Here is a 21,986-nt window from a genome sequence, read left to right as displayed (position 1 = left end):
GCCGGAAGGTATGTGATCTGCCAGATATATGTTCGACACGCCGCGGAAGCGGCATATATCGGGCTGATCACTTTTTTTGGTCGAGGCCGAGGTCGAGGTCGAGGTCGAGGTCGAGGCCGGGGTTGAGACCGGCGGCGGGGCCGGGGCTGGGGCTACCGGGGCCGGCGGCGGGGCTGAGGACGGCGGCGGGATGACCGAGGCCGGCGGCGATCCCTGTTGCGAATGATTATCAGTAGCCGCTATCTTGGAGTTCTGACCATTGAGATCGATTCTCATTTAGAAAGCTCCTCATGACTGCACCTTCGCGCATGCGAACCCTCCGGCGCCCCGCGCCGCTCGCCCTGCCCGCCCTCGCGCTCGCCGCGGCACTCGCGCTGAGCGCCTGCTCCGCCGGTGACGGCACGTCGGGCGCCGCTCCCGACGATCGCCTCTCCGTCGTCGCCACCACGACCCAGCTGCACGATTTCGCCGCCCGTATCGGCGGTGACGACATCTCGCTCACCGGCCTCCTGTCGCCGGGGGGATCGGCGCACCACTTCGACCCGAGCCCCGGCGACCTGCTCGCGCTCGGCCAGGCCGACGTGCTCATCGTCAACGGCGCCGGCCTCGAGACCTTCATCGACAGCGCGATCGAGGCGTCGGGCTTCGACGGCGAGATCATCACGGCCTCGGAGGGCCTCGATCCCGAACTGCTCGAGCATATCACCGCCGAGGGGGAGAGCGCCGACGCGCACGAGTCCCATGACGCGCATGCGGACGAGCACGCCGACGAGCACGCCGGAGGACAGTCCGGCGATCACTCCGAGGAGCCGACCGGCGACGATGCGCACGACGGGCATGCGCACGACGGTCACGACCACGACGGTCACGACCACGGCAGCATCAACCCGCACATCTGGACCTCGCCGCGGAACGCCGAGGGAATGGTCTCGATGATCGCCGGCGATCTCGCCCGCGTCGACCCTGCGCACGCCGACGACTACACGTCGCGCGGCGACGCCTATATCGCCCAGCTCGGCGAGCTCGACGCCTGGGCCGCCGCGCAGTTCGCGCGCGTGCCCGAGGCCGATCGCGTCATGGTGAGCGGGCACGATTCGCTGCGCTACTTCCTCCACGACTACGGCATCGGTTTCGCCGGCGCCATCCTGCCGAGCTTCGAGGACAACGCCGAGCCGAGCGCCGCCGACATCGACGCGCTCGTCGCCGAGATCGAACGCCGCGGTGTCAAAGCGGTGTTCGTCGAGAGTTCGATGAGCCCGAAGCTCGCGCAGACCATCGCCCGCGAGGCCGGCGTCGAGGTCGTCGATGCCGACACTCTCTACGCCGACTCGCTCGGTGCCCCGGGCAGCGACGGCGCCGACTACCTCTCGGCCACCGTGCACAATACCCGCGTCATGGTCGAGGCCTGGGGCGTGCAGCCCGAGCCACTGCCCGCGTCGTTGGCGGAGACGGCGCAGTGAGGACCGCCGCAGCGAAGTCTCCGGCTGCGGAAGACCCGGTCGCCCCGACTCCGGCGCTCACATTCGACGGCGCCGCATTCGGCTACGACGGCATCGCCCGCGTGCACCACCTGAGCCTCGAGGTGCCGGCCGGCGCCGCCGTCGCGCTGATCGGCCCGAACGGCTCGGGCAAGTCGACGCTGCTGCGCGGTATCCTCGGGCTCGCCGACCTCGTATCGGGATCGGTCGCGGTGCTCAGCGAGAGCCCGGTGCGCGCACGCCCGCAGGTCGGCGCGCTGCCGCAGGCCGATACCCGCGACACCTCGATGCCGGTCACGCTCAAGCAGGTCGTGACGATGGGGCTCTACCGTTCGCGGGGCCTGCGCCCCATCGGCGCTGCGGGCCGTGCGGCGGTCGACGACGCCCTCGACCGGGTGGGGCTCGCCCCCTTCGCGAAGCGCCGCTTCGGCGAGCTCTCGGGCGGCCAGCAGCAGCGCGGCATTCTGGCGCGATCCCTCGTCTCGAACCCTCGGCTGCTGCTGCTCGACGAACCGTTCAACGGCCTCGACCGCGAGAACCGCGACGCGCTGCTCTCTCTCGTGCGCGAGATCCGCGACGAGGGGCGCACCGTCATCGTGTCGACCCACGATCTCGAGATCGCGCAGCGGGCCTGCACCCACGCGCTGCTGCTGTCGAGCGGCCACGCCCCCGAGCAGCCCGGCCACCCTGCCGCGTTCGGGCCCGTCGACGAGGCGCTGACCCTCGAGGCGGTGCAGCACGCGTTCCACGATCAGACGGTCGAGCTCGACGAGCACACCGTGACCACGGCGCGCGAGGTCGAGTGATGGCCGCGCATCTGGCCGTGCTCGTGAGCGACCCGGGCTTCGTGCAGATCTTCGCGCTGCCCTTCATGTGGCGCGCGCTCGTCACGGTCGCGGTGCTCGCGGTCGCGGCGGGCGTCGTCGGGCTCTTCATCAGCTTCCGCGAGCTCGAGTTCGTGAGCGACGGCCTCGTGCACGCGGTCTTCCCGGGTCTCGTCGTGGGCGCGGCGATCGGCGGCACTTCGGCCCTGCTGCCGGGCGCAGCCGTCGCCGCGGTGCTCGCCGCCGTGCTCTTCACCGTGATCGAACGCCGCGGCGGAGTCGGCGCCGACGCTGCGATCGCCGTCGTGCTCACCGGCCTCTTCAGCCTCGGCATCGTGCTCGTGTCGCGGCAGGAGGGCTACGTCTCGCAGCTGCAGGATCTGCTCTTCGGCCGCCTCCTCACCGTCACGAGCGCGCAGCTCGTGCAGGTCGTCATCGTCGCGGCCCTCGCAGTGCTCATCGTGCTCGCGAGCTGGCGGGTGCAGCTCTACCGCGCCTTCGACAGCGCGGGCGCCGAGGCCGCCGGCTACCGCCCCTTCGCGGCCGACATCGTGCTCGGCATCGCGGTCGCACTGCTCGTCGTCGCGGGCGTGCAGGCCCTCGGCGTGCTCATGGTCATCGCGCTGCTCACAGTGCCGATGGCCGCGGCGCGCCTCCTCACCCGAGGCTTCGCCCTGCTCATCCCGCTCGCCGTGCTGCTGCCGCTCGCGGCCGGTGTCGGCGGCCTGTGGCTGTCGTTCGAATGGTCGATCGGCACCGGCGCGAGCGTCTCGCCCGGTGCCGTGGTCGTGCTGCTGCTCATCGCGGGCTACCTGCTCGCGGCGTTCGTGCGCGTGGTGATGCTGCGCGCGCCCGAACTTCGGCGCTCACCCGTCGTTCGGAGCAGAACGGCGATTTCGCTCCGAAATTCGGGTGAGAGCCGAAATTCGGGCGAGGGATCGCCGGCCGCTGCCGACTGCGCGACGACCGCCGGGTCGGCGCGGGAGGGCCGCGCATGAGCTACCTCGCCACCGCCGCGCTCGAACTCGCCCTGCTCGGCATCCTCTCGGGCATCGCCGGCACTCTGATCGTGCTGCGCCGCCGCTCCTTCTTCGCCGTCGCGCTGAGCCATGCGACCTTCCCGGGCGGCGTCGTGTTCGCGGTGCTCGGCTGGAACCTGCTGCTCGGCCAGGCGCTCTTCGCGTTCGTGCTCGTGCTGCTCATGACGCTGCTGTCGCGACTGCCCGGCCAGGGTCGCCAGGTGACGAGCGGCATCGTGCTGTCGTTCGGCTTCGCGCTCGGCACGCTGCTCGCGAGTCTCAACCCGGGCCTCGGCGTCCCCGTCGACGCGCTGCTCGTCGGTTCTCCGCTGAGCGTCACCGCCGGCGACGTGGCGGCGACCGCCGCAGTGATCGTCGTGGGCGGCGGCCTGCTGCTCGTGAGCTGGCGCCGCATCGTCTTCCACGCCTTCGACCCCGTCGGCTTCACGGCGTCGGGCTACCGCGCCTGGCCCGTCGAAGTCGTCGTGACCGGGGTGATCGCCGCGGCGGTCGTCGTCGCGATGCCGGCCGTCGGGGCCATCCTCGGGGTCGCGGTGCTCATCGCACCGGCCGCCGCGGCGCGCGTGCTGGTGCGTCGTCTCGAGTGGATCCCCGTCGTGTCCGCCGTCATCGGCGTGGCGGGCGGCCTCATCGGATTGTGGGTGTCGCGCGAGTTCGGCGTTGCGGCCGGCGGCGCCATCGGTCTCGTGCTCACCGGCCTCTTCGCGCTCGCGTTCGGCGTGCGTCGACTGGCCGAGTTCGTCGCCGGGCTCACCGCGGCCGGCGGAGCTCGCGCTACGGTGGGAAGCGGCATCGGAGTCGGAGGTGGAGCATGACGCAGCCGAAGCGCAACACGTGGCAGCGCGAAGCCGTGCGCGCGGCGCTCGCCGAGGCGCACGGATTCGTCAGCGCCCAGCAGCTGCATCAGGCGCTGCGCGGCGGCGGCTCGACGATCGGGCTCGCGACCGTCTATCGTGCGCTATCGAGCCTCAGCGAGACGGGCGAGGCCGACTCGCTGCAATCGCCCGAGGGCGAGAACCTGTTCCGCTCGTGCGCGACCCAGGGGCACCACCACCACCTCATCTGCCGCGGCTGCGGCACGGCGGTGGAGCTGTCGGCGACCGTCGTCGAGGAGTGGGCGACTCGCGTCGCCGCCGAGCACGGCTTCTCCGAGATCGAGCACGTCGTCGACCTCTTCGGGCTCTGCGCCCGCTGCCGCGCGGCGTGACATCTGCCGGGGCATGATCCCTGCCGGTGCATGCTCCCCCGCGAACCCGCGCGCTGAGCGCAGAGAAACGTGGAGCCGAACGGTGCACCGAAGGGGGATGTGTGCACCATTCGGCTCCACGGTAGGTGCGCCGCCGGGCGCTGCAGGCGGTTGCGCGCCCGGCGGCGAGTCTGGGCGGGGCCTCAGACCCCGGGGCCTCAGACCACGGGGCTTCAGTCCCGGGGCCTCAGACCCCGGGGCTTCAGGCCCCGCGGTTCGGGCCGCCCGGGCGCGCTCCCGAACCGTCGTCCGAGGCGGAACCGTCGCCGAGATCGTCGAGCACCTCGGTGACCGCTCGATCGTTCTCCGCGGCGGCCGCGAGCGCTGCCGGCTGCCCCGGCGCGAACCTGCGCGTCCACACGATCTTCAGCGCCCGCCGCCGCGCCCGCTTCAGCCGCACGTTCTCGCGCCGCCGCTCGACGAGCGTGTAGAGGATCGGCACGAGCACGAGCGTCAGCAGCGTCGACGATACGAGGCCGCCGATCACGACGATGGCGAGCGGCTTCGAGATGAACACGCCGCCTCCGGTGAGGCCGAGCGACATCGGGATGAGCGCGAAGATGGTTGCGGCGGCCGTCATCAGGATGGGGCGCAGGCGCAGTCGGGTGCCGTGCTCCACCGCCTCGTCGAGCGAGGCGCCCGCCGTGCGCAGCCGGTTCACGAGATCCATGAGCACGATCGCGTTCGTGACCACGATGCCGATGAGCATCAGCAGGCCGATGAGCGCGGGCAGCCCGAGCGGGGTGCCGGTGATGAGCAGCCCGAGGATGGCGCCGGTCGCCGCGAACGGGATCGATACGAGCAGCACGAACGGTCCGCGGAAGCTGCGGAACGTCGCCACCATCACGAGCAGCACCAGCATGATCGCGGCGAGCATCGCGAAGCCCAGCTGCGCGAAGGCTTCATCCTGCTCGGCGCTCACGCCTCCGAGGTCGAACACGACGCCCCCAGGCAGGTCGGTCTCGGCGATGGCCCGGTCGATCGCGGCGCTCGCCGCATCGAGCTGCCCCGACTTCGGCGTGACGGTCAGCGTCACCTGGCGCTCGCCATCGGTGCGCATGATCACGGGGGCGGTCTGCTCCTCCTCGACGGCCGCGATGGCAGAGACAGGGATCGCGGTGCCCGTGATCTGGGCGGCGGCCTTCTGCTCGGCCTCGGCGGCCTCCTGCTCGGCCATCTGCTGCGCTGCCTCGGCCTGCGATTCGCGCATCGCGGCGATCTGCTCGTCGGCGCCTTCGATGCCTGAGCGCACTCCCGCGATGGCCTCCTGCAGGGCCGCGATCTGCGCCTGGCGCTCGGCCTCGGCGGCGGCCGCGGCCTCCTCCTCGGGCGACGGCTGGGGGCCCGGCGGGGCCGGGGGCGCGGTCACGACCGGGGCGGCGATGAGCGCCGCCAGCTGGGCGTTCAGCTGGTCGAGCTGCGCGGCCATCTCGGCGCGCGCGTTCGCGGCCTCGCCGATCTGCTTCGCGAGCTCGTTCTCGCCCTTGATGCGGGCCTCCTCGGCCTGGGCCTCGGCCTTCTCGCGCAGCGCGTCGTTCGCGACCTTCTGCGCCTCGGCGGTCTGCTGCGGGGTGACCGGCAGCATGATCTCACCGATCTTCTCGGCAGTGCGCTCGGCCCCCGGCGTGCGCACGACGATGTCGCGCTCGTTGCCCTCGAGCATGAGTCGGCCGGCGTGGCGGCCCTCGAGCGCGTCCTGCACCGCCTTCGCGACCGTGGCGCGGTCGAAGCCGAGCTTCGCGGCCAGCACCTCGTCGAGCTTCACGCGTACGACGGGCTGATCGCCCTTGATGTCGCTCTCGACCGACTGCACGCCCCGCGCATCTGCCAGCTCCTGCTCGAGCTTCTCGCTCGCGAGCCTGAGCGCCGCCGGGTCGTTGCCGCGGATCTGCAGTGCGATGCCCGAGCCCGCGGCTCCCGCCACGAAGGCGTCCTGCGTCAGCAGCTTCACCTCGCCCGCATCCTTCACCCGGTCGAGGGCGTCGCCGACGGCGTCGCTCACGACGGTCGCGTCGGCGCCGTCGTCGAGCTGCACGTCGTAGCTCACGGTCGGGTCTTCGCCCGCGATGCCGCTGCCGCCGACCGGGATCGACGTGATGACGTCGCTCACCCCGTCGACCTTCGCGAGCGCCTGCTCGACGGGTTCGGCGGCCTTCACGAGATCTTTCGACTGCTCCTTCGTCGGAGTCTGCATGACCTGCAGGCTCTCGGCGCCCGACGAGCCGAGGAAGTCGGTCGGGATCAGCGAGCTCATCGCGATCGTGCCGAACAGCACGAGCACGGAGCCGACGAGCGTGATGACCGGGTGGCGGCGGGTCGCGTTCAGCGCCGGCATGATGGTGCTCTGCAGGCGGTCGGGTGCGGTGTGGATCTCGGCGAGGTCGTCGTGGGGGTCGGGGTCTGCGCCCGGTGCGCGGACGGCGCCGGGGCCGCCGCGCTTCGCCCGCCGGTTCATGAACCAGTACGCGAGCACCGGCACGATCGTGAGCGCCACGAACAACGATGCGAGCAGCGCGATCGACACGGTCACGGCGAAGGGGCGGAAGAGCTGACCGGCGATGCCCGAGACGAACGCGATCGGCAGGAACACGGCGACCGTAGTGAGCGTCGACGCGGTGATGGCGCCCGCGACCTGGCGCACCGACGCGACCACGCCCTCGACGGTCAGCGGCCCGTCGCCGCGGCGGCGGCTGATGTTCTCGATCACGACGATCGAGTCGTCGACCACGCGGCCGATCGCGATCGTGAGCGCGCCGAGCGTGAGAATGTTGAGCGTGTTGCCGCTCCACCACAGGCCGATGAGCGTGATGAGCAACGACAGCGGAATCGACATCGCCGCGATGATCGTCGAACGCCACGACCACAGGAATGCGAGGATCACGAGCACGGCGAAGAGCAGACCGAGCCCGCCCTCGACCGAGAGGTCGTGGATCGACTGCTCGATGTACGGCGCCTGGTCGAAGATCGTCACGAATTCGGCGTGCACGATCGGGGAGAGGCGGTCGAGCTCGGCGTTCACGGCGTGCGAGATGTCGACGACGTTGGCGCCCTGCTCGGGCATGATCTGCAGCGTGAGCGCGGGCTTGCCGTTGACGCGCGAGATGTTCGTCGCCGGCTTCGTCTCGAGGTGCACGTCGGCGAACTGCGAGACGGTCACGATGACCGGGTTGCCCTCGGCATCGGCGGTCGCGATGGGCAGCGCGCCGATCTCGGCGATGGCGGTCTCGGCGGTGCCCTCGGCGCCGAGCGGCACGCCGACGGTGACGGAGGTCTGGCCGTTCTCGGATTCGGCGGCGCCCGCGGGCAGGGCCGCGCCGTGCGCCTGGAGTACGGCGTCGAGCATCGCCGGGTCGACCTTGAGCGCTGCGACGTCTGCGGGGCGCAGATCGATCATGATGCGCTGCTGCTCCTGCCCGGCGAGCTCGGCCTTCCGCACCCCCGGCACGCCCTGCAGTGCGGGGACTACGGTGCCGGCGATCGATTCGCCGAACGCGGCGCCGTCTTCGCCCTGCTCGCTGCCGGCGCTCAGCATCATCGCGGGCATGGAATCGGAGCCGCCCGAGAACGCGGCCACCTCGGTGCCGGTCGGGAAGCCCGCCTTCAGCGCATCGGCCGCGCCCTGCACGGCGCGGAACGTCTCGTCGTCGTTCTCGCCGAACGACCACTCGACCATGATCTCGGCCGAACCGCTCGACGTCGTCGACGAGACCTTCGTGACGCCCGGCACCGCCTGCAGCGCCTGCTCGACCGGTTCCGTGATGGTGCGCGCCATCTCCTCGGGTGCGAGGCCCTGGGACTGCACGCTCACGAAGGCCATCGGCACCTGCATCGTCGGCATGAGCTCCTGCTTGAGCGCACTCATGGAGAAGAGGCCGACCACCGCGACGGCGAGGGTCGTGAGGCCGACGATGAGCCGGTTCTTGAGGCTGGTGCGTGTGAGGAAGGTCATGATCGCTTTCGTCGTCGTGCATCGGCGACCGCGGCGGGGCGCGGAGCCCGCGGAACGGTCGATGATTCCACACTGCCGTGCGCGGAGGGGGCGCCGCATCATCCTGAAGTACCATTCCGCTCATCCCGCGGTATGAAGAGGGAAAACCGGAATGCTCCCGAAGGCTCTCAGCGTGTGGTGCGAGGCGCCCCCTTGTGCCCGAGATGACGGCGTGACTACGGTGTTCACGGGTGCGTTTCGCGCAAACGGGTGCGTCTCGCGATGCCGAGCCCCGCGGCGGGTGGGCCACAATGGGAGGCGAACGGCCGGTGCCGCGGGTACCGGGCGGGATGCAACGGAGGAGCGCGCATGGCCGAGGAGACCGCTGTCGACGAGTGTGCGGCGACGTACCGGGACGAGGGGCGAATCGACTCGCCGCGCGGCCGCTTCGCGGGCGTGCTCTTCGACTGCGACGGCGTGCTCGTCGACTCTGAGCTCATCACGAACGGCACGCTGCGCGAGATGCTGCACGAGCTCGGGTGGCCGATCTCGTCCGAGGACTGCCTGCGCCGCTTCATCGGGCGGGCGCTGAAGGACGAGTGGCGCGTCATCGAGCAGCACACGGGGTTCCGCATCACCGAAGACTGGCTCGCCGGCTTCCGGGCGCTGCGCGACGAGCGTCTGCGAGCGCATCTCGAGGCGATCCCCGGCGCCCCCGAAGCCGTGGCCGCGGTGTCGCGGCACTTCGGCGGCCGCATCGCCTGCGCGACCGGCGCCGACCGGCCCAAGGTCGAGATGCAACTGGCGAAGGCCGGCATCGCCGGCTACTTCGGCGACAGGGTGTTCAGCGGCATGGAGATGCCCCGCTCGAAGCCCGCGCCCGACGTCTACCTGGCGGCCGCGCGGGCGCTCGGCATCGACCCCGTCGACGCGCTCGTCGTCGAGGACACCGTTGCGGGCGTGACCGCGGGCGTCGCGGCTGGAGCGACCGTGCTCGGCTTCTCGTACGGCGGACCGGTCTCGACCGACGCCGACGTGCTCCTCGCTGCGGGAGCGTCGCGCGTGTTCCGGCGCATGAGCGAGCTGCCGGCGCTCGTCGCGGAGCTCGACGGGGCGCCGATCGTCTCCTGAGCGCCGCACGGGTTCGAGGAGTAGCGTGGGCGGCATGATCAGGGACATCGAAGTGCAGCTGCCCGGCGGCGAGCGGGCGAAGTTCGGCGACATCGCTCCGGGCGCCGCCCTCGTCGTGAACGTCGCATCGAAGTGCGGGTTCACGCCGCAGTACGCGGGGCTCGAAGCGCTGCACGAGGAGTTCGGCCCGCGCGGTCTCACCGTCGTCGGCGTCCCGTGCAACCAGTTCCTGATGCAGGAGCCGGGTACCGATGCCGAGATCGCCGAGTTCTGCACGCTGAACTACGGCGTCGCGTTCCGCCTGCTCGCGAAGACGAAGGTGAACGGCCGCGGCACCGACCCGCTCTTCAAGGAGCTGCGCAAGGGCCGCGACCCGGAGGGGCAGGCCGGGCTCGTGCGCTGGAACTTCGAGAAGTTCGTCGTCGACCGCGACCCGGCCGGCGGGGGAGCGCCTCGGGTCGTGCGGTTCCGCTCGGCGACGACGCCCGAAGACCCCGCGATCCGCGCCGCGATCGAGGCAGCGCTCGCGAGCTGACGTCGGTCGGCCGCCTGCCGGCTGCGCCCGCGACTAGCGCGGGTCGACGGCCACCCAGGCGGGGTGCTTCGCGGTGCGTCCGTCGCCGCTCGAACGGCGGGTGATGCGCCGGCCGATCCACGGCAGCACGTGCTCGCGCGTGTATCGCAGCTGCTCGCGCGCCGTCGGGGCCGGCGTCGCCTCGGCCGCGAACACCCAGTCGGCCGGCGGCTCGTAGCCGAGGGTGCGCAGCACGTTCGCGGCAACCCGGTGATGCCCGACCGGCGCCAGATGCAGCCGGTCGTGCGACCAGTACTGACGGCCAGCGAGCTCGGCGTCGCTCCAGTTATCGGTGAACGGGATGCCGAGGCGCGTGACGATCCCTGTCGCCGCCCGCACCAGCTCGTCGCCCTTGCGCCGCACGCGCTCGCCGCCGGGGAGGCCCGCCGTGGGGTTCGCACCCGCGAGCAGCAGCGGGGTCGCGCCGGTCTGCTGGATGCGGCGCAGCGCCTGTTCGGATTCGGCGGTGATCCAGGCCATGTCGGTGCCCGGGCGCAGCATGTCGTTGCCGCCGCCGTTGAAGCTCACGAGGGTCGGACCGAGGGCGAGCGCGGGCTCGAGCTGCTCGGCGATGATGCGTGCGAGCAGGCGCCCGCGGATGGCGAGATTCGCGTAGTGCACCGTCTCGCCCGTCGCGTCGGCGAGGCCCTGCGCGACCAGGTCGGCCCAGCCGCGCACCGAGCCGTCGGGCTGCTCGTCGCCGACGCCCTCCGTGAAGCTGTCGCCGATGGCGACGTACCTGATGCCCGACTGCTGCCGCTCCGCCTCGCTCACGGACACCAGGATACGGCGTCGCCCGCGCCGGCGCGTCGGCCATTTCGCTCGAACGCTTGACAGATGCGCGCGAGGTACGTAGGTTCGTTAGTGAAGTAATTAACCAGTGAACGGAGGGATCGAGTGTTCGACGACAGCCGCCCGATCTTCCAACAGCTCGCCGACCGCATCGCCGATGAGGTGCTGCGGGGCATCTACGCAGAGGAGGAAGCAGTGCCATCGACCAATGAACTCGCGGCGCACCTGCAGATCAACCCCGCGACCGCCGGCAAAGCGCTCAACCTGCTCGTGGAGCGCGACGTGCTCTACAAGAAGCGCGGCATCGGCATGTTCGTGGCGCCGGGGGCGCGATCCCTCATCGCCGAGGAGCGCCGCCGCTCGTTCGCCGTGCGCTTCGTGGCCCCGCTGCTCGCGGAGGCACGCTCGCTCGGCCTCGGCCCCGCCGAGATCGTCGCGATCATCGACCAGCAGACCGAGGCGGCCGCGCAGGCCGCCGAACCCGAACTCCGGAACCAGGAGGAAGCCCGATGACCACCGCCATCTCCACCCGCGACCTCACGCGCAGCTACCGCGGCACCCGCGCCCTCGACGGCGTCACCCTCGACATCGAGGCCGACGTCATCACCGGCCTCCTCGGCCGCAACGGCGCCGGCAAGACGACCCTGATGTCGCTGCTCACCGCGCAGGATCGCCCGACCTCGGGCCAGGTGCTGTTGGGCGGGCGCGACCCGTTCGAGCGCCCCGAGGCCATCGAGAGCATGTGCTTCGTGCGCGACAACCAGCGCTACCCCGACGACTACAAGCTCAAGCACGCGATCGCCGCCGCGAAGATCTTCTACCCGAACTGGTCGAGCGGGCTGGCCGACCGGCTCATCGAGCGCTTCCGCATCCCCGAGAAGCCGATCGTGAAGAAGTTCTCGCGCGGGCAGCTCTCGGCCCTCGGTATCGTGATCGGCCTCGCGTCGCGCGCTCCCATCACCTTCTTCGACGAGCCCTACCTCGGCCTCGACGCGACCGCGCGCGGCATCTTCTACGAGGAGCTGCTGCGCGACTACGGCGAGCACCCGCGCACCATCATCCTCTCGACGCACCTGATCGACGAGATGGATCGCATGCTCGAGCGCGTCATCGTGCTCGACCAGGGGCGCGTCGTGCGCCACAGCGACGTCGACGAGTTCAGGGGCGGCGCCTACCAGGTGGCCGGTCGCTCGAGCGCGCTCGAGCAGTTCGTCGCCGGGCGCCCCGTGCTCTCGCGGCGCACGATCGGCGGCCTCGGCACCGCCGTGATCGGCCGCGCCGTATCGCAGGCCGACCGCGAGGCGGCCGAGGTCGACGGGCTCGAGATCAGCGCGGTGTCGCTGCAGGATCTGGTCGCGGCCCTCGGCGTCGGCGAATCGGTCGAGGGTGCGGACGAAGGTACTGCCGGCGGCGACCGGGAATCCGGCGCATTCGCCGGAGCAGCGCACAACGGAAGGAGCGCATCATGAACCGCATACTGAAAGTCACCCGCCTGCATCTGGTGAAGGCCTCCACCTTCATGGTGGCGCCCCTGATGATCCTCGCGATCGTGATGGCGATCTCGGTCGTCATCGCGATCGCCATCCAGCGAGCGCTCGGCGATGCCGCCTCGACGACCGAGTACATCGAGGGGGCCCGGTACAACAGCGCCATCATGTGGGCGCTGCCGGGGTTCCTCATCTACTACGGGGTGCAGGCCATCGCCACGACGTATCCGTTCGCGCTCGCGCTCGGCACGACGCGCCGCGACTTCATCCTCGGCACCGTCATCGCGAACGCGGTGCAGTCGGCGTACATCGCACTGCTGCTGCTCGTGCTGCTCGGGCTCGAGCTCGTCACGAACCACTGGTTCGCGGGCGTCTACGTGCTCGACACCTACGTGGTCGGCGCGGGCGACCCGGTGGCACTCGTCGTGCGCTCGTTCGTCGGCGTGCTCTTCTGCCTGACGGCGGGCGGCATGTTCGGTGCGGTATGGGTGCGCTTCGGCCCGAAGGGACCCGCCGTCGTCGGCCTCGCCCTCGGCCTCGTCGTCGCGCTCGGCGTGCTGATCATCGCGCCGCGCATCGGCGAGATCATCGCCTCGGTCACAGTGGCGGGCCTCGGCGTCGCAACCGTCATCGCCGTCATCGTGTGCCTCGTCGCCACCTGGTTCGCGATGCGCAGGGCCTCGGTCAGGTAGGCGAGCACGGCCTCACGACCTCAGGGCCTCACCGCACGCGAATGCCCGATCTGGTGCAGTATTCCTCGGAATAACGCACCAGATCGGGCATTCGCATGTGAGCGGGCAGGTCGGGCTGCCCGTGCAGCAGCGCGGGTTACGCGCGAGCCGGCTCGGCTTCTGCTGCAGTGCCGACCTCGGCGGCCGGTGCCTCGGCGGCCGGTGCCTCGGTGGCCGGCTGCTCCAGTGCTTCGTCGACGTCGTCGTTATCGAACGCGAGGCCCTTGCGCGGAGCGTTGTAGAGCTGTTCGTCGAGAATGCCCTCGCGCTTCGCGACGATCGTCGGCACGAGCGCCTGGCCCGCGACGTTGACCGCAGTGCGACCCATGTCGATGATCGGGTCGACCGCGAGCAGCAGGCCGACGCCCTCGAGGGGCAGGCCCAGCGTCGAGAGGGTCAGCGTGAGCATCACGATCGCGCCGGTCGTGCCCGCCGTCGCCGCAGAACCCACGACCGAGACGATCACTATCAGCAGGTACTGCATGATCGAGAGGTCGATGTTGAAGAACTGGGCGATGAAGACCGCGGCGACCGCCGGGTAGACCGCGGCGCAGCCGTCCATCTTGGTCGTGGCGCCGAGCGGCACCGCGAACGAAGCGTAGCCGCGGGGCACGCCGAGGTTGCGCTCGGTGACGCGCTCGGTGAGGGGCAGCGTGCCGATCGATGAGCGGCTCACGAAGCCCAGCTGCACGGCGGGCCAGACGCCCGAGAAGTACTGCTTGATCGAGAGGCCGTGCGTCTTCACGAGGATCGGGTAGACGACGAACAGCACCAGCGCGAGGCCGAGGTAGAGCACGCCGACGAACGCGGTGAGCGAGCCCATCTTGTCCCAGCCGTACTCGACGATCGCATTGCCGATGAGGCCCATGGTGCCGATCGGGGCGATGCGGATGATCCACCACAGCACCTTCTGGATGATGGCGAGCGCCGACTCGGTGAGCGCGATGAAAGGCTCCGCCTTCTTGCCGATCTTCAGCGCTGCGATGCCGACGGCCGCCGAGATCACGATGACCTGCAGCACGTTGAAGTTCGCGGCGGCGCTGATCGCGCCCGTGGTCTCGTCGACCGAAGCGCCGACGCCGAGGCCCAGGAAGTTCGTCGGTACGAGGCCGATGAGGAAGTTCCACCACGTGCCCACCGTCGACGGGTCGCCGGTCTCGAGGCTCTGCGAGGCGACGGCGCCGGGGCGCAGCACGGTGCCGAGCACGATGCCGATCGACACCGCGATGAGGGCCGTGATCGCGAACCAGAGCAGGGTCTGGCCGGCGAGGCGGGCGGCGTTCGTGACCTTGCGCAGGCCGACGATGCTCGACACGATCGCCGTGAAGATGAGGGGCACGACGGCGGCCTTGAGCAGGCTGACATAGCTCGAGCCGAGCACCTTCAGGGTGGCCTGGAGGCCGTTCGCGTTGCCCTCGGCGTCGGAGCCGAGCTGCAGGGCGACCGTGCCGAGCACGAGACCCAGCACGAGGCCGGCGAGGATCTGCCAGCCGAACGAGGTCATCCAGGCAGGGAGGCGGCGCTTGCGGGCGGCTTGCTGGGCGGTCGCCGTGGGTGTTGACACGAGGAGTCCTTCCGAGAGTTGCGAAGCGTGGCGCGTGCGAGCGATGCGGCTCGTCGACGCGACAAGTTGAGGGGCGGCTCCGCGACCCGTCGCACAGGCGCGGCTGCGGCTTGTGCGACGGGGCCGCAGTGCACCCGAACCAACGAAGAGTGTAGCAAAGTATTCGTGAAGGTTATTTCATCTATTACGAAACATTCAACGATGCGGGTGGCGGCGCGGGGAGCGATCCCTGCAGTCGGGGTTGCCCGGTAGGCTGGAGCGCATGGCTGATTCTTCGTTTGACGTGGTGAGCAAGATCGATTCGATGGAGGTCGAGAACGCGATCAACCAGGCGCGCAAGGAGGTCGAGCAGCGCTACGACTTCAAGGGCGTCGGGGCCGATGTGTCGCTGAGCGGCGAGAGCATGATCCTGATCAAGGCGAACTCCGAGGAGCGCGCGAACGCGGTGCTCGACGTGCTGCAGTCGAAGATCATCAAGCGCGGCATGTCGCTCAAGGTGCTCGACACCGGCGAGCCCTACGCCAGCGGCAAGGAGTACCGCATCGAGTCGAAGCTCAAGGAGGGCATCGACCAGGCGACCGCGAAGAAGCTGAACAAGCTGATCCGCGACGAGGGCCCCAAGGGCGTGAAGTCGCAGATCCAGGGCGATGAGCTGCGCGTCTCGTCGAAGAGCCGCGACGACCTGCAGTCGACCATCGCGCTGCTCAAGGGCGCCGATGTGGACACTGCACTGCAGTTCGTGAACTTCCGGTAGGCGCGGGCATGATCGGCGAGAACCTGCTCGGGCCCGAGCCCACGCTGCTGCAGACCGACGGCGCGGTCGAGGCCGCGCTCGCCGCGGGCGCAGATGCCGAAGCGATCGTGCGCGAGCACCCCGATTCGCCGCTGGCATGGGCCGTGCTGGCCGATGCCGCGAATGCCGATGGGCGCGAGATCGAAGCGTACGCCTTCGCCCGTGTCGGCTACCACCGCGGGCTCGACGCCCTGCGTCGGGCCGGCTGGCGGGGCGCGGGCCCCGTGCCGTGGTCGCACGAGCCGAACCGCGGCGTGCTGCGGGCGCTCTACGCGCTGCGCCGCTCCGCCGGCCGCATCGGCGAGACGAGCGAGGTCGAGCGCCTCACCGAGTTCTTGAACGGGGCCGACCCCGCGGCGATCGCGGCGCTCGACGCGCAATAGCAGTATGGATCGTCCGAGTCTCATTGATGAGTTGCAGGGCCTTGCCGATGCCCTAGCGGCCCGGATTCATCAGTCTGTGGCGGTCGACGATGCCGCGGGACGCTTGCTCGCCGTCAGTCGGCATTACGGTGATGCTGATGAGTACCGGATGATACTCATGCTTGAGCGCAAGATTCCGCCTGCGTACCGAGAATTCTTCGCACCATATCTTGCGCATGGGGCGGAGGGGCCGATCCATGTCCCGGGGAATGATGAGTTGTCGATTCTGCCGAGGATCGGGTATCGCATCTATATCGAAGGACAACTTGTCGCATTCCTGTGGTTCATGGATCTGGGAAGGGAACTGCAAGAGGAGCTCATCGAGAGCTACCTTTCTCGGATGCGTGAATTGCTTGCGGAGCGTCTTGATAAAGGTTCGTTCCGTGATGCAGGTCGTCAGTCTCAGCTTTTCGATTTGATTTCCGGACGTCCAACTCATCGGGAGTCATTGATGCAGTTCGAAGCGCCGGAGGGCGTTCGGCATTGCTTCGCCGTGGTGAGCTATTACTGCGATGACGTGCGTGATGAATTCCGTGCGGGTGCCGATGCATTCATGCGGGACCTTCCCGATTACATTATCGATCACGGTTTCCGATTCGTTGGCAGCGTAGAGCCAGATGGATTAAGCGTCGCGGTGTACCGTCGGGAAGTGGGGAACGAATCCGACCTCACGGCTATGATCGACCGTTTTGCACTCGCTGCTTCATCACTCTGCGGAGACGAGTTCCGAGGACCAACGCGGGGAAGCTTCGGGTTGAGTGAGCTCGGAGATATCACAGCGGTGCGCGAACTGTACGCACAATCGGTTCTAGCCGCATTCCTCGGACATCATCTTGGCGGACCGGATCCTCTGCTTGCGTGGCCGCAGATCAAGGGGTTGGCGAGATCTCTTACTCTGCCACCCGGAACTCCACAGTCGGCGGGGCTTCGGATGCTCGAAAGCATGCTGCTCGATGAAGATGGCTTCGCGTTCGAGACGATCGGGGCACTGCTGCATTCCGGAGCGGGTATCGGAGAAGCCGCGAAACTGCTGTCGGTGCACCGTACGACGATGCACTACCGGATACAGCAGCTCCAGGGTGCGACGGGAGTAAACCTTCAGATGACTGGGCATCGCTTCCTTGCGTTCGATCTGTGGCTGAGGATTGCTTTGACCAGGTCTTCGATCGGACATCTTGTCGAGGAAATACAACAGACCTAGCTATTGCTACGTCTGTAGCAATAGTCATTGATTCTTTTCGTCAGAATGCCAATGACACGGCTCGCGGCCTGCCGTTGAATGTAATTTAACGTGCTCCCCGCTGAGGCGGCCCGCGAATTCTACGGTGTCGGTTGCGAGGCGAGGCCACGTCATAGGACGCAGATTGCGATCTGGCGCCCGGCGAGTTCTCTCCCCGAGGCGCCGGCGCGTCGCGTATACGTAGCGAGCAAGGACAACACCTCTATGGAACTGGGAAAAGATCTCCTCTACCTCAACCGTGCGCAGGTCGAAAGCCTGGGTGTCACGATGCCGACGGTGATCGATTGGATGGAATCGGCGTATCGGGAGAAGGGGCGCGGTGACTACGCAATGCCCGCGAAAACCGCGCTGCATACCCTGACCGATACCCACCCGGGTGATTTCATTCATTCCATGCCCGCGTTCATTCCGGCGATGGAAGCTGCAGGAGTCAAAGTCGTCTCGGGATACGTGCACGCACGCGAACTCGGGCACCCTTACATCAGTGGTCTTTACCTGCTCAACGACGTCGATACCGGCATTCCCCTCGCGGTGATGGATTGCACGTGGATCACGATGGTCCGCACAGGCGCGGTGACTGGACTGACCGCCAAATACCTCGCTAACGAATCATCAGAAAGCCTTGGCGTAATCGGCACCGGAGTTCAGGGCCGTATCAACCTCGAAGCACTGGTCTGCACGATGCCGAATCTTAAGTCAGTGCGGGTGTTCGACGGCAACCCTGCTGCCGCTGAAGAATATCGCCGGGAGATGAGTGCGCTCTACCCGCAGCTCGATATTCAGATCGTGGGGCAGCGGGAAGAGGCGGTGATCGATTGTGACCTGCTGTTCTCGGCCGTTCCCAGCATCGTGAAGCCGGAATGGGAGTTCATCACCGCCGACATGATCAAGCCGGGCGCCACAGCGCTGCCTGTCGACGACCTCGCGCTGTACACGCCTGAGGCAGCATCAGGGGCGCCGTTTTCGAAGTTCTTCACCGACGACCAGGGGCAGTTCGAGAGCTTCAAAGAGATGGGCTTCTTTAGGGGATTCGACGAAGTGCCGTTGGAACTTGGGGAAATGATCGTCGGAAAGCATCCGGGGCGTGAGAGTGAGAGCGAGTGCATCATGACCGTTAATATCGGGACCGGTCTCGCCGATATCGCGACGGCGAAGAACCTCTACGTGCAAGCGCTTGACCAGGGCATCGGAACCGTCCTTCCGCTGTAGCGGCTCCAAAGATGGCCGTGCTCTATTGTGCAGGGCCCGCATAGCTCGGAAGTTTCAATCAGTTCAAGGTCGAAAGGATGTAGACAATGAAGAAGAAGATGATATCCGTCGGTTTGGCGGTTGCCATGGTCGGCACGCTCGCTGCCTGTTCTGGAGGTAGCGCCGGAGGGGCGCCGGCGGGCGGCACAGAGCTGAAGCTTGCAACCATGTACCCCGAAGAACATGCGGATGTTCAATCGGTTGAGCGGGCAGCAGCCGAGATCGAGAAGCAGACTGATGGCGAGGTGAGTATTTCAGTCTACCCGTCGAACCAATTGGGCGACTATACACAGGTGTATGAAGAAGTGATGGCAGGCACCATTGACATGGCGACCATCACCATTCCCACAAACTTTGACGAGCGCCTCGAAATGCTGACCATGCCGTACCTTGTGACCACCTTCGACGAGGCCAAGGAACTCTACGCCCCGGGCTCTGAGTTCTTCAACGAACTCAATGAGATTCAGGGTGAGCAGGGGATTGAAACCCTGAATATCTATCTCGACGGTTTCATGGGTGTCGGCATGGTCGATCCGCTCAGTGATCCGATGGATCCCGGAAAGAAGCATCCGCAGCTTGTGCGTGTTCCTCCGGTCGACTCGTTCTTGTGGACCGCCGAAGCAATGGGTTACAACACAGTGTCGGTGCCATATGCGGATCTCTACTCCGCCTTGCAGACCGGTGTGGCTGACGGCTGGGTGGGCGGATCCGCCTATGTGAATCAGACTTCGTTCGGCGATGTCATCAAACAGTTCGTCGACTCTCGCTACATTATGGAACTGGTAGTCACGATCGTGAATAAGGACACCTTCGAAAGCCTGACGCCGGAACAACAGGAAATCATGCAGGAGACCTTTGCTGCCGAAGCGCTCCTGGTGGCCGACGAGCGTGAGGCTCTCGATGAGGATGCCATGAAGACCATGGCGGATGCAGGTATCGACATCTACGAACCGACGCAGGACGAGCTCGACGCGATGGCGACGCACGTTCGCGAAGTCGCTTGGCCGAAGTACGAGAAGGTGCTCGGCGAGGAACTGCTCGGCGTTCTAATGAAGGCGCAGAACTAGGCAGGAGTAGGGAGGGGCCGAGGCAGGCACATACCCCGGCCCCACCTTTCTGCAGGAGTGCGTCCTGGAACGAGGTAAGAGTGAAGCAAAAAGAACTGTGGCGCCCGTTGCTGCGGCTTGAGCGGGCTGTGCTCATCATCACGAGCATCCTCACCGCGGGCCTCGTCACCGTTGGTGTAATCACGCGTTATGTGCTCCATGTTGATTTTCTCGGCATGGAGGAGATGGTCAGTGTGATCGCGATCTGGCTGTACTGGGTCGGTGGGCTCTATGCAAGTCGGAACGATAATCATATTCAGGGCAACCTGATCGAGAATCTGTTGAAGAGCCCTCGTGCTAAACGCGTACACCGGCTCTTTGTGCTTGGAGTGAGTCTCCTAGTGCTCGTGGTGTTTGCGAAGTGGAGCTTCGATTATGTGCTGTGGAGCGTTGATCGGGGTGCGAGGACGTCCGCGCTCAAGATTCCACTGGTGTTGGCGCATGTGCCGCTGCTCGTGGGTTTCGTGATGATGTTCCTGTACACGGGCTATCACGCGGTGCGCACATTCCGGGTATCTGATGACAACTACGACGACATGATGGAAGAAGTACGTTCATGGCGCTGATCTTTGGTTTTCTCCTGCTCATTACACTGATCGTGGTCGGCGTGCCGATCGTGTATGCCTTCGGTGCGGTCATCATCTGGCTGGTGATTGCTCTTGGATACGAGCCGAGCTTCCTGATTCCGACCGCTTACAATTCGTTGAACGGAGTTGTGCTGCTCGCGATACCACTATTCGTTATGGCGGGCGGTGTCATGGCGAAGGGCGAAATCGGTGAAGCGCTCGTCGGCGTGGTCGAGAACTTCGTCGGCCGAGTGCGAGGCGCGCTGAATATCGTGCAGACGGTGACCTGTGCCGTCTTCGGTTCGATCAGTGGTAGTGGGGCGGCCACGCTCTCTGCGATCGGTTCGATCATGGCACCGAAAATGCGTGCACGCGGTTACAACATGGGTGTTGCAGCCGCAGTGCTTGCCGCCGCCGCGCCGATCGGCATGCTTATCCCGCCAAGTTCGATCCAGATTCTCTTCGCATGGTCGGCACAGTTGTCGGTGCTCGCAGCTTTTCTTTCGACGCTGATCCCTGGCCTCATTTTGACAGTTCTCATATCGATCGTCGGTTGGACGATGTCCCGACGCGATCAGAACATCGTGCTGAGCGCGCCTGTCACGAAGCGCGAGTGGCTTCTTAATACACGCAAGTCGACTCTGTTCGCTACCCCTGCGCTGGTAATGCCGGTCATTATTCTCGGTGGGATCTACTTCGGCGTCATGACCCCGACGGAGGCGGCAGCGGTATCGGTGGTATATGCGATCCCTGTCGGCATGTTCTTCTACCGGAAGCTCACACTGAAAGGGCTCAAGGAGACCCTTGTTGAGACAGCGAATACTACCGGTGTCATCATGGTGATGCTCGCCGTGATCATGGTGCTGAGCCGCATTCTGGTAATGGAGAACGTTCCGGACAAGATTCTGGATGTACTGCTGCTGGTTTCGGAGAACAAATACGTCATCCTGTTGATGATCAATGTGTTCCTCATTGTCATTGGTATGTTGATGGATGATGTGAGCGGCACGCTCCTCTGCGCGCCGATCCTTGTGCCGATCGGCCTGGAACTCGGAGTCAGCCCCTATCACATGGCGGCCATCTTGGGCGTGAACCTTGGTATGGGTAATGTGACGCCCCCGACGGCTCCATTTCTATACCTCGGAGCCCGTATTTTCAATACACCAGTGAAGGGCATGCTGCGGCCGATGCTCTGCATTCTTGTATTCGCATACCTGCCGACGCTGCTGCTCACGACGTTCGTTCCCGAGCTCGCACTATGGCTTCCGGGGACGTTGCTGGGTATTAAGTAGACTGGTCTATCACCGCGAGCGCGTCGATCTCGACGAGCATGTCGGGGTGCGGCAGCCCGGTGAAGACGGTCGTGCGGCAGGGCAGCACCCCGCTCGGAGCATGTTCGGCGATGAAGGCCTCGTAGGCTGCGTTCATGCCGTCGAAGTCCTCGCGCCGCGTCAGGTAGACGCGGAACATGATGACATCGTCGACCGTCGCATCGCCGGCCTCGAGGATGGCGCGGATGTTCTCGAGCGTGCGCGCGGTCTGCGCGGCGACATCGTCGGGCGCGATGTGCTCGCCCGTCGCGGGGTCGACCGCGCCCTGGCCCGACACCTGGAACATGCCGCCCTTGCGCACCCCCTGCGAGAAGGCGTGGGGTGCGGCCGGGGCGCGCTCGGTGCGTACGGCGATCTTCTGCGACATTCGGGGCCTCGATTCTGCGGGTGATCCACGCGTGCCGGAGCGCTGGCGGGCTGTCGGAAATGGGTGGGCTGCGGCCGCTCCACGGCACCTGATGCTCCGAGGAGCGTAGCGCCGAAGC

Annotated in this window: 21 protein-coding genes; 17 read left to right on the top strand and 4 right to left on the bottom strand. The window is 67.1% G+C overall.

The window, feature by feature from the left end; translation table 11 throughout:
* Positions 1-290 precede the first annotated feature (290 nt).
* The 5 genes from NHL51_RS03940 to NHL51_RS03920 are packed head-to-tail and all read left to right on the top strand — an operon-like array spanning position 291 to position 4,549.
* Positions 291-1,460, top strand: coding sequence for a metal ABC transporter substrate-binding protein (locus NHL51_RS03940; protein ID WP_434141865.1), 1,170 nt, complete (start codon positions 291-293; stop codon positions 1,458-1,460).
* On the top strand, positions 1,457-2,284 hold the full coding sequence (locus NHL51_RS03935; RefSeq protein ID WP_434141864.1) for a metal ABC transporter ATP-binding protein: 828 nt from the start codon (positions 1,457-1,459) through the stop codon (positions 2,282-2,284). The genes NHL51_RS03940 and NHL51_RS03935 overlap by 4 nt, the downstream gene beginning before the upstream one ends.
* Positions 2,284-3,300 (top strand): metal ABC transporter permease, encoded by a 1,017-nt coding sequence (locus NHL51_RS03930; protein WP_434141863.1) that lies wholly within the window; start codon positions 2,284-2,286, stop codon positions 3,298-3,300. Before NHL51_RS03935 ends, NHL51_RS03930 begins: the two co-directional genes overlap by 1 nt.
* Entirely contained in the window at positions 3,297-4,157 is an 861-nt protein-coding gene (locus NHL51_RS03925) for a metal ABC transporter permease (protein WP_434141862.1), read from the top strand. Before NHL51_RS03930 ends, NHL51_RS03925 begins: the two co-directional genes overlap by 4 nt.
* Complete coding sequence (locus tag NHL51_RS03920) at positions 4,154-4,549, top strand: Fur family transcriptional regulator (protein ID WP_434141861.1); 396 nt, start codon at positions 4,154-4,156, stop codon at positions 4,547-4,549. The genes NHL51_RS03925 and NHL51_RS03920 overlap by 4 nt, the downstream gene beginning before the upstream one ends.
* Positions 4,550-4,790: 241 nt before the next feature.
* Here the strand turns inward: NHL51_RS03920 and NHL51_RS03915 are convergent, their stop codons facing one another.
* Positions 4,791-8,537: an efflux RND transporter permease subunit gene (locus NHL51_RS03915; RefSeq protein WP_434141860.1), complete on the bottom strand. Its 3,747-nt coding sequence runs from the start codon at positions 8,535-8,537 to the stop codon at positions 4,791-4,793.
* A gap of 348 nt (positions 8,538-8,885) precedes the next feature.
* Here NHL51_RS03915 and NHL51_RS03910 point away from each other — a divergent pair, with 348 nt between their 5' ends.
* Together NHL51_RS03910 and NHL51_RS03905 are read left to right on the top strand one after the other, a co-directional pair.
* Positions 8,886-9,647, top strand: a complete 762-nt coding sequence (locus NHL51_RS03910; RefSeq protein WP_434141859.1) for an HAD family hydrolase — start codon at positions 8,886-8,888, stop codon at positions 9,645-9,647.
* 34 nt (positions 9,648-9,681) lie between these two features.
* Positions 9,682-10,182 (top strand): glutathione peroxidase, encoded by a 501-nt coding sequence (locus tag NHL51_RS03905; RefSeq protein ID WP_434141858.1) that lies wholly within the window; start codon positions 9,682-9,684, stop codon positions 10,180-10,182.
* Between the two features lie 33 nt (positions 10,183-10,215).
* On the opposite strand, the gene NHL51_RS03900 is transcribed toward NHL51_RS03905, so the two are convergent.
* Complete coding sequence (locus NHL51_RS03900) at positions 10,216-10,995, bottom strand: SGNH/GDSL hydrolase family protein (RefSeq protein WP_434141857.1); 780 nt, start codon at positions 10,993-10,995, stop codon at positions 10,216-10,218.
* Between the two features lie 123 nt (positions 10,996-11,118).
* Here NHL51_RS03900 and NHL51_RS03895 point away from each other — a divergent pair, with 123 nt between their 5' ends.
* Genes NHL51_RS03895 through NHL51_RS03885 form a run of 3 tightly spaced genes read left to right on the top strand, consistent with a single transcriptional unit; the run spans position 11,119 to position 13,192 of the window.
* Positions 11,119-11,526 carry a GntR family transcriptional regulator gene (locus NHL51_RS03895; RefSeq protein ID WP_434141856.1) on the top strand — a complete coding sequence of 136 codons (408 nt, stop codon included), beginning with the start codon at positions 11,119-11,121 and terminating at the stop codon, positions 11,524-11,526.
* Positions 11,523-12,482: an ABC transporter ATP-binding protein gene (locus NHL51_RS03890; RefSeq protein WP_434141855.1), complete on the top strand. Its 960-nt coding sequence runs from the start codon at positions 11,523-11,525 to the stop codon at positions 12,480-12,482. Before NHL51_RS03895 ends, NHL51_RS03890 begins: the two co-directional genes overlap by 4 nt.
* Positions 12,479-13,192, top strand: coding sequence for a hypothetical protein (locus NHL51_RS03885; protein WP_434141854.1), 714 nt, complete (start codon positions 12,479-12,481; stop codon positions 13,190-13,192). Before NHL51_RS03890 ends, NHL51_RS03885 begins: the two co-directional genes overlap by 4 nt.
* Before the next feature lie 136 nt (positions 13,193-13,328).
* On the opposite strand, the gene NHL51_RS03880 is transcribed toward NHL51_RS03885, so the two are convergent.
* On the bottom strand, positions 13,329-14,795 hold the full coding sequence (locus NHL51_RS03880; RefSeq protein WP_434141853.1) for a dicarboxylate/amino acid:cation symporter: 1,467 nt from the start codon (positions 14,793-14,795) through the stop codon (positions 13,329-13,331).
* A 262-nt stretch (positions 14,796-15,057) separates the two neighbouring features.
* On the opposite strand from NHL51_RS03880, the gene NHL51_RS03875 reads away from it, so the two are divergent.
* The 7 genes from NHL51_RS03875 to NHL51_RS03845 all read left to right on the top strand — a co-directional run bounded on the left by NHL51_RS03875 (position 15,058) and on the right by NHL51_RS03845 (position 21,462).
* On the top strand, positions 15,058-15,549 hold the full coding sequence (locus NHL51_RS03875) for a YajQ family cyclic di-GMP-binding protein (protein WP_434141852.1): 492 nt from the start codon (positions 15,058-15,060) through the stop codon (positions 15,547-15,549).
* A gap of 8 nt (positions 15,550-15,557) precedes the next feature.
* Positions 15,558-15,971 carry a DUF3151 domain-containing protein gene (locus NHL51_RS03870; RefSeq protein ID WP_434141851.1) on the top strand — a complete coding sequence of 138 codons (414 nt, stop codon included), beginning with the start codon at positions 15,558-15,560 and terminating at the stop codon, positions 15,969-15,971.
* Positions 15,972-15,975: 4 nt separating this feature from the next.
* Positions 15,976-17,211 carry a helix-turn-helix domain-containing protein gene (locus NHL51_RS03865; protein ID WP_434141850.1) on the top strand — a complete coding sequence of 412 codons (1,236 nt, stop codon included), beginning with the start codon at positions 15,976-15,978 and terminating at the stop codon, positions 17,209-17,211.
* Positions 17,212-17,454: 243 nt separating this feature from the next.
* Positions 17,455-18,459, top strand: a complete 1,005-nt coding sequence (locus NHL51_RS03860) for an ornithine cyclodeaminase family protein (protein ID WP_434141849.1) — start codon at positions 17,455-17,457, stop codon at positions 18,457-18,459.
* A gap of 86 nt (positions 18,460-18,545) precedes the next feature.
* Entirely contained in the window at positions 18,546-19,565 is a 1,020-nt protein-coding gene (gene dctP / locus NHL51_RS03855) for a TRAP transporter substrate-binding protein DctP (protein ID WP_434141848.1), read from the top strand.
* 80 nt (positions 19,566-19,645) lie between these two features.
* Positions 19,646-20,170, top strand: a complete 525-nt coding sequence (locus NHL51_RS03850; RefSeq protein WP_434141847.1) for a TRAP transporter small permease — start codon at positions 19,646-19,648, stop codon at positions 20,168-20,170.
* On the top strand, positions 20,161-21,462 hold the full coding sequence (locus NHL51_RS03845; RefSeq protein WP_434141846.1) for a TRAP transporter large permease: 1,302 nt from the start codon (positions 20,161-20,163) through the stop codon (positions 21,460-21,462). Before NHL51_RS03850 ends, NHL51_RS03845 begins: the two co-directional genes overlap by 10 nt.
* On the opposite strand, the gene NHL51_RS03840 is transcribed toward NHL51_RS03845, so the two are convergent.
* The gene (locus NHL51_RS03840; RefSeq protein WP_434141845.1) at positions 21,455-21,868 is read right to left on the bottom strand and encodes a RidA family protein; all 414 of its coding nucleotides are present in this window, start codon (positions 21,866-21,868) and stop codon (positions 21,455-21,457) included. The genes NHL51_RS03845 and NHL51_RS03840 overlap by 8 nt on opposite strands.
* Positions 21,869-21,986: the final 118 nt, after the last annotated feature.

The sequence above is a fragment of the Leucobacter sp. gxy201 genome, from assembly GCF_051043335.1.
Taxonomy (GTDB): Bacteria; Actinomycetota; Actinomycetes; order Actinomycetales; family Microbacteriaceae; genus Leucobacter.
Note: the sequence above shows the minus strand (reverse complement) of the source record. Positions and strands in the feature narration are given on the sequence as shown.

Coding starts and splice junctions, on each gene's coding strand:
- NHL51_RS03905 (WP_434141858.1), top strand. CDS start 9,682: ATGATCAGGGACATCGAAGTGCAGCTGCCCGGCGGCGAGCGGGCGAAG.
- NHL51_RS03925 (WP_434141862.1), top strand. CDS start 3,297: ATGAGCTACCTCGCCACCGCCGCGCTCGAACTCGCCCTGCTCGGCATC.
- NHL51_RS03910 (WP_434141859.1), top strand. CDS start 8,886: ATGGCCGAGGAGACCGCTGTCGACGAGTGTGCGGCGACGTACCGGGAC.
- NHL51_RS03870 (WP_434141851.1), top strand. CDS start 15,558: ATGATCGGCGAGAACCTGCTCGGGCCCGAGCCCACGCTGCTGCAGACC.
- NHL51_RS03940 (WP_434141865.1), top strand. CDS start 291: ATGACTGCACCTTCGCGCATGCGAACCCTCCGGCGCCCCGCGCCGCTC.
- NHL51_RS03840 (WP_434141845.1), bottom strand. CDS start 21,868: ATGTCGCAGAAGATCGCCGTACGCACCGAGCGCGCCCCGGCCGCACCC.
- NHL51_RS03875 (WP_434141852.1), top strand. CDS start 15,058: ATGGCTGATTCTTCGTTTGACGTGGTGAGCAAGATCGATTCGATGGAG.
- NHL51_RS03915 (WP_434141860.1), bottom strand. CDS start 8,537: ATGACCTTCCTCACACGCACCAGCCTCAAGAACCGGCTCATCGTCGGC.
- NHL51_RS03930 (WP_434141863.1), top strand. CDS start 2,284: ATGGCCGCGCATCTGGCCGTGCTCGTGAGCGACCCGGGCTTCGTGCAG.
- NHL51_RS03890 (WP_434141855.1), top strand. CDS start 11,523: ATGACCACCGCCATCTCCACCCGCGACCTCACGCGCAGCTACCGCGGC.
- NHL51_RS03860 (WP_434141849.1), top strand. CDS start 17,455: ATGGAACTGGGAAAAGATCTCCTCTACCTCAACCGTGCGCAGGTCGAA.
- dctP (WP_434141848.1), top strand. CDS start 18,546: ATGAAGAAGAAGATGATATCCGTCGGTTTGGCGGTTGCCATGGTCGGC.
- NHL51_RS03885 (WP_434141854.1), top strand. CDS start 12,479: ATGAACCGCATACTGAAAGTCACCCGCCTGCATCTGGTGAAGGCCTCC.
- NHL51_RS03845 (WP_434141846.1), top strand. CDS start 20,161: ATGGCGCTGATCTTTGGTTTTCTCCTGCTCATTACACTGATCGTGGTC.
- NHL51_RS03920 (WP_434141861.1), top strand. CDS start 4,154: ATGACGCAGCCGAAGCGCAACACGTGGCAGCGCGAAGCCGTGCGCGCG.
- NHL51_RS03865 (WP_434141850.1), top strand. CDS start 15,976: ATGGATCGTCCGAGTCTCATTGATGAGTTGCAGGGCCTTGCCGATGCC.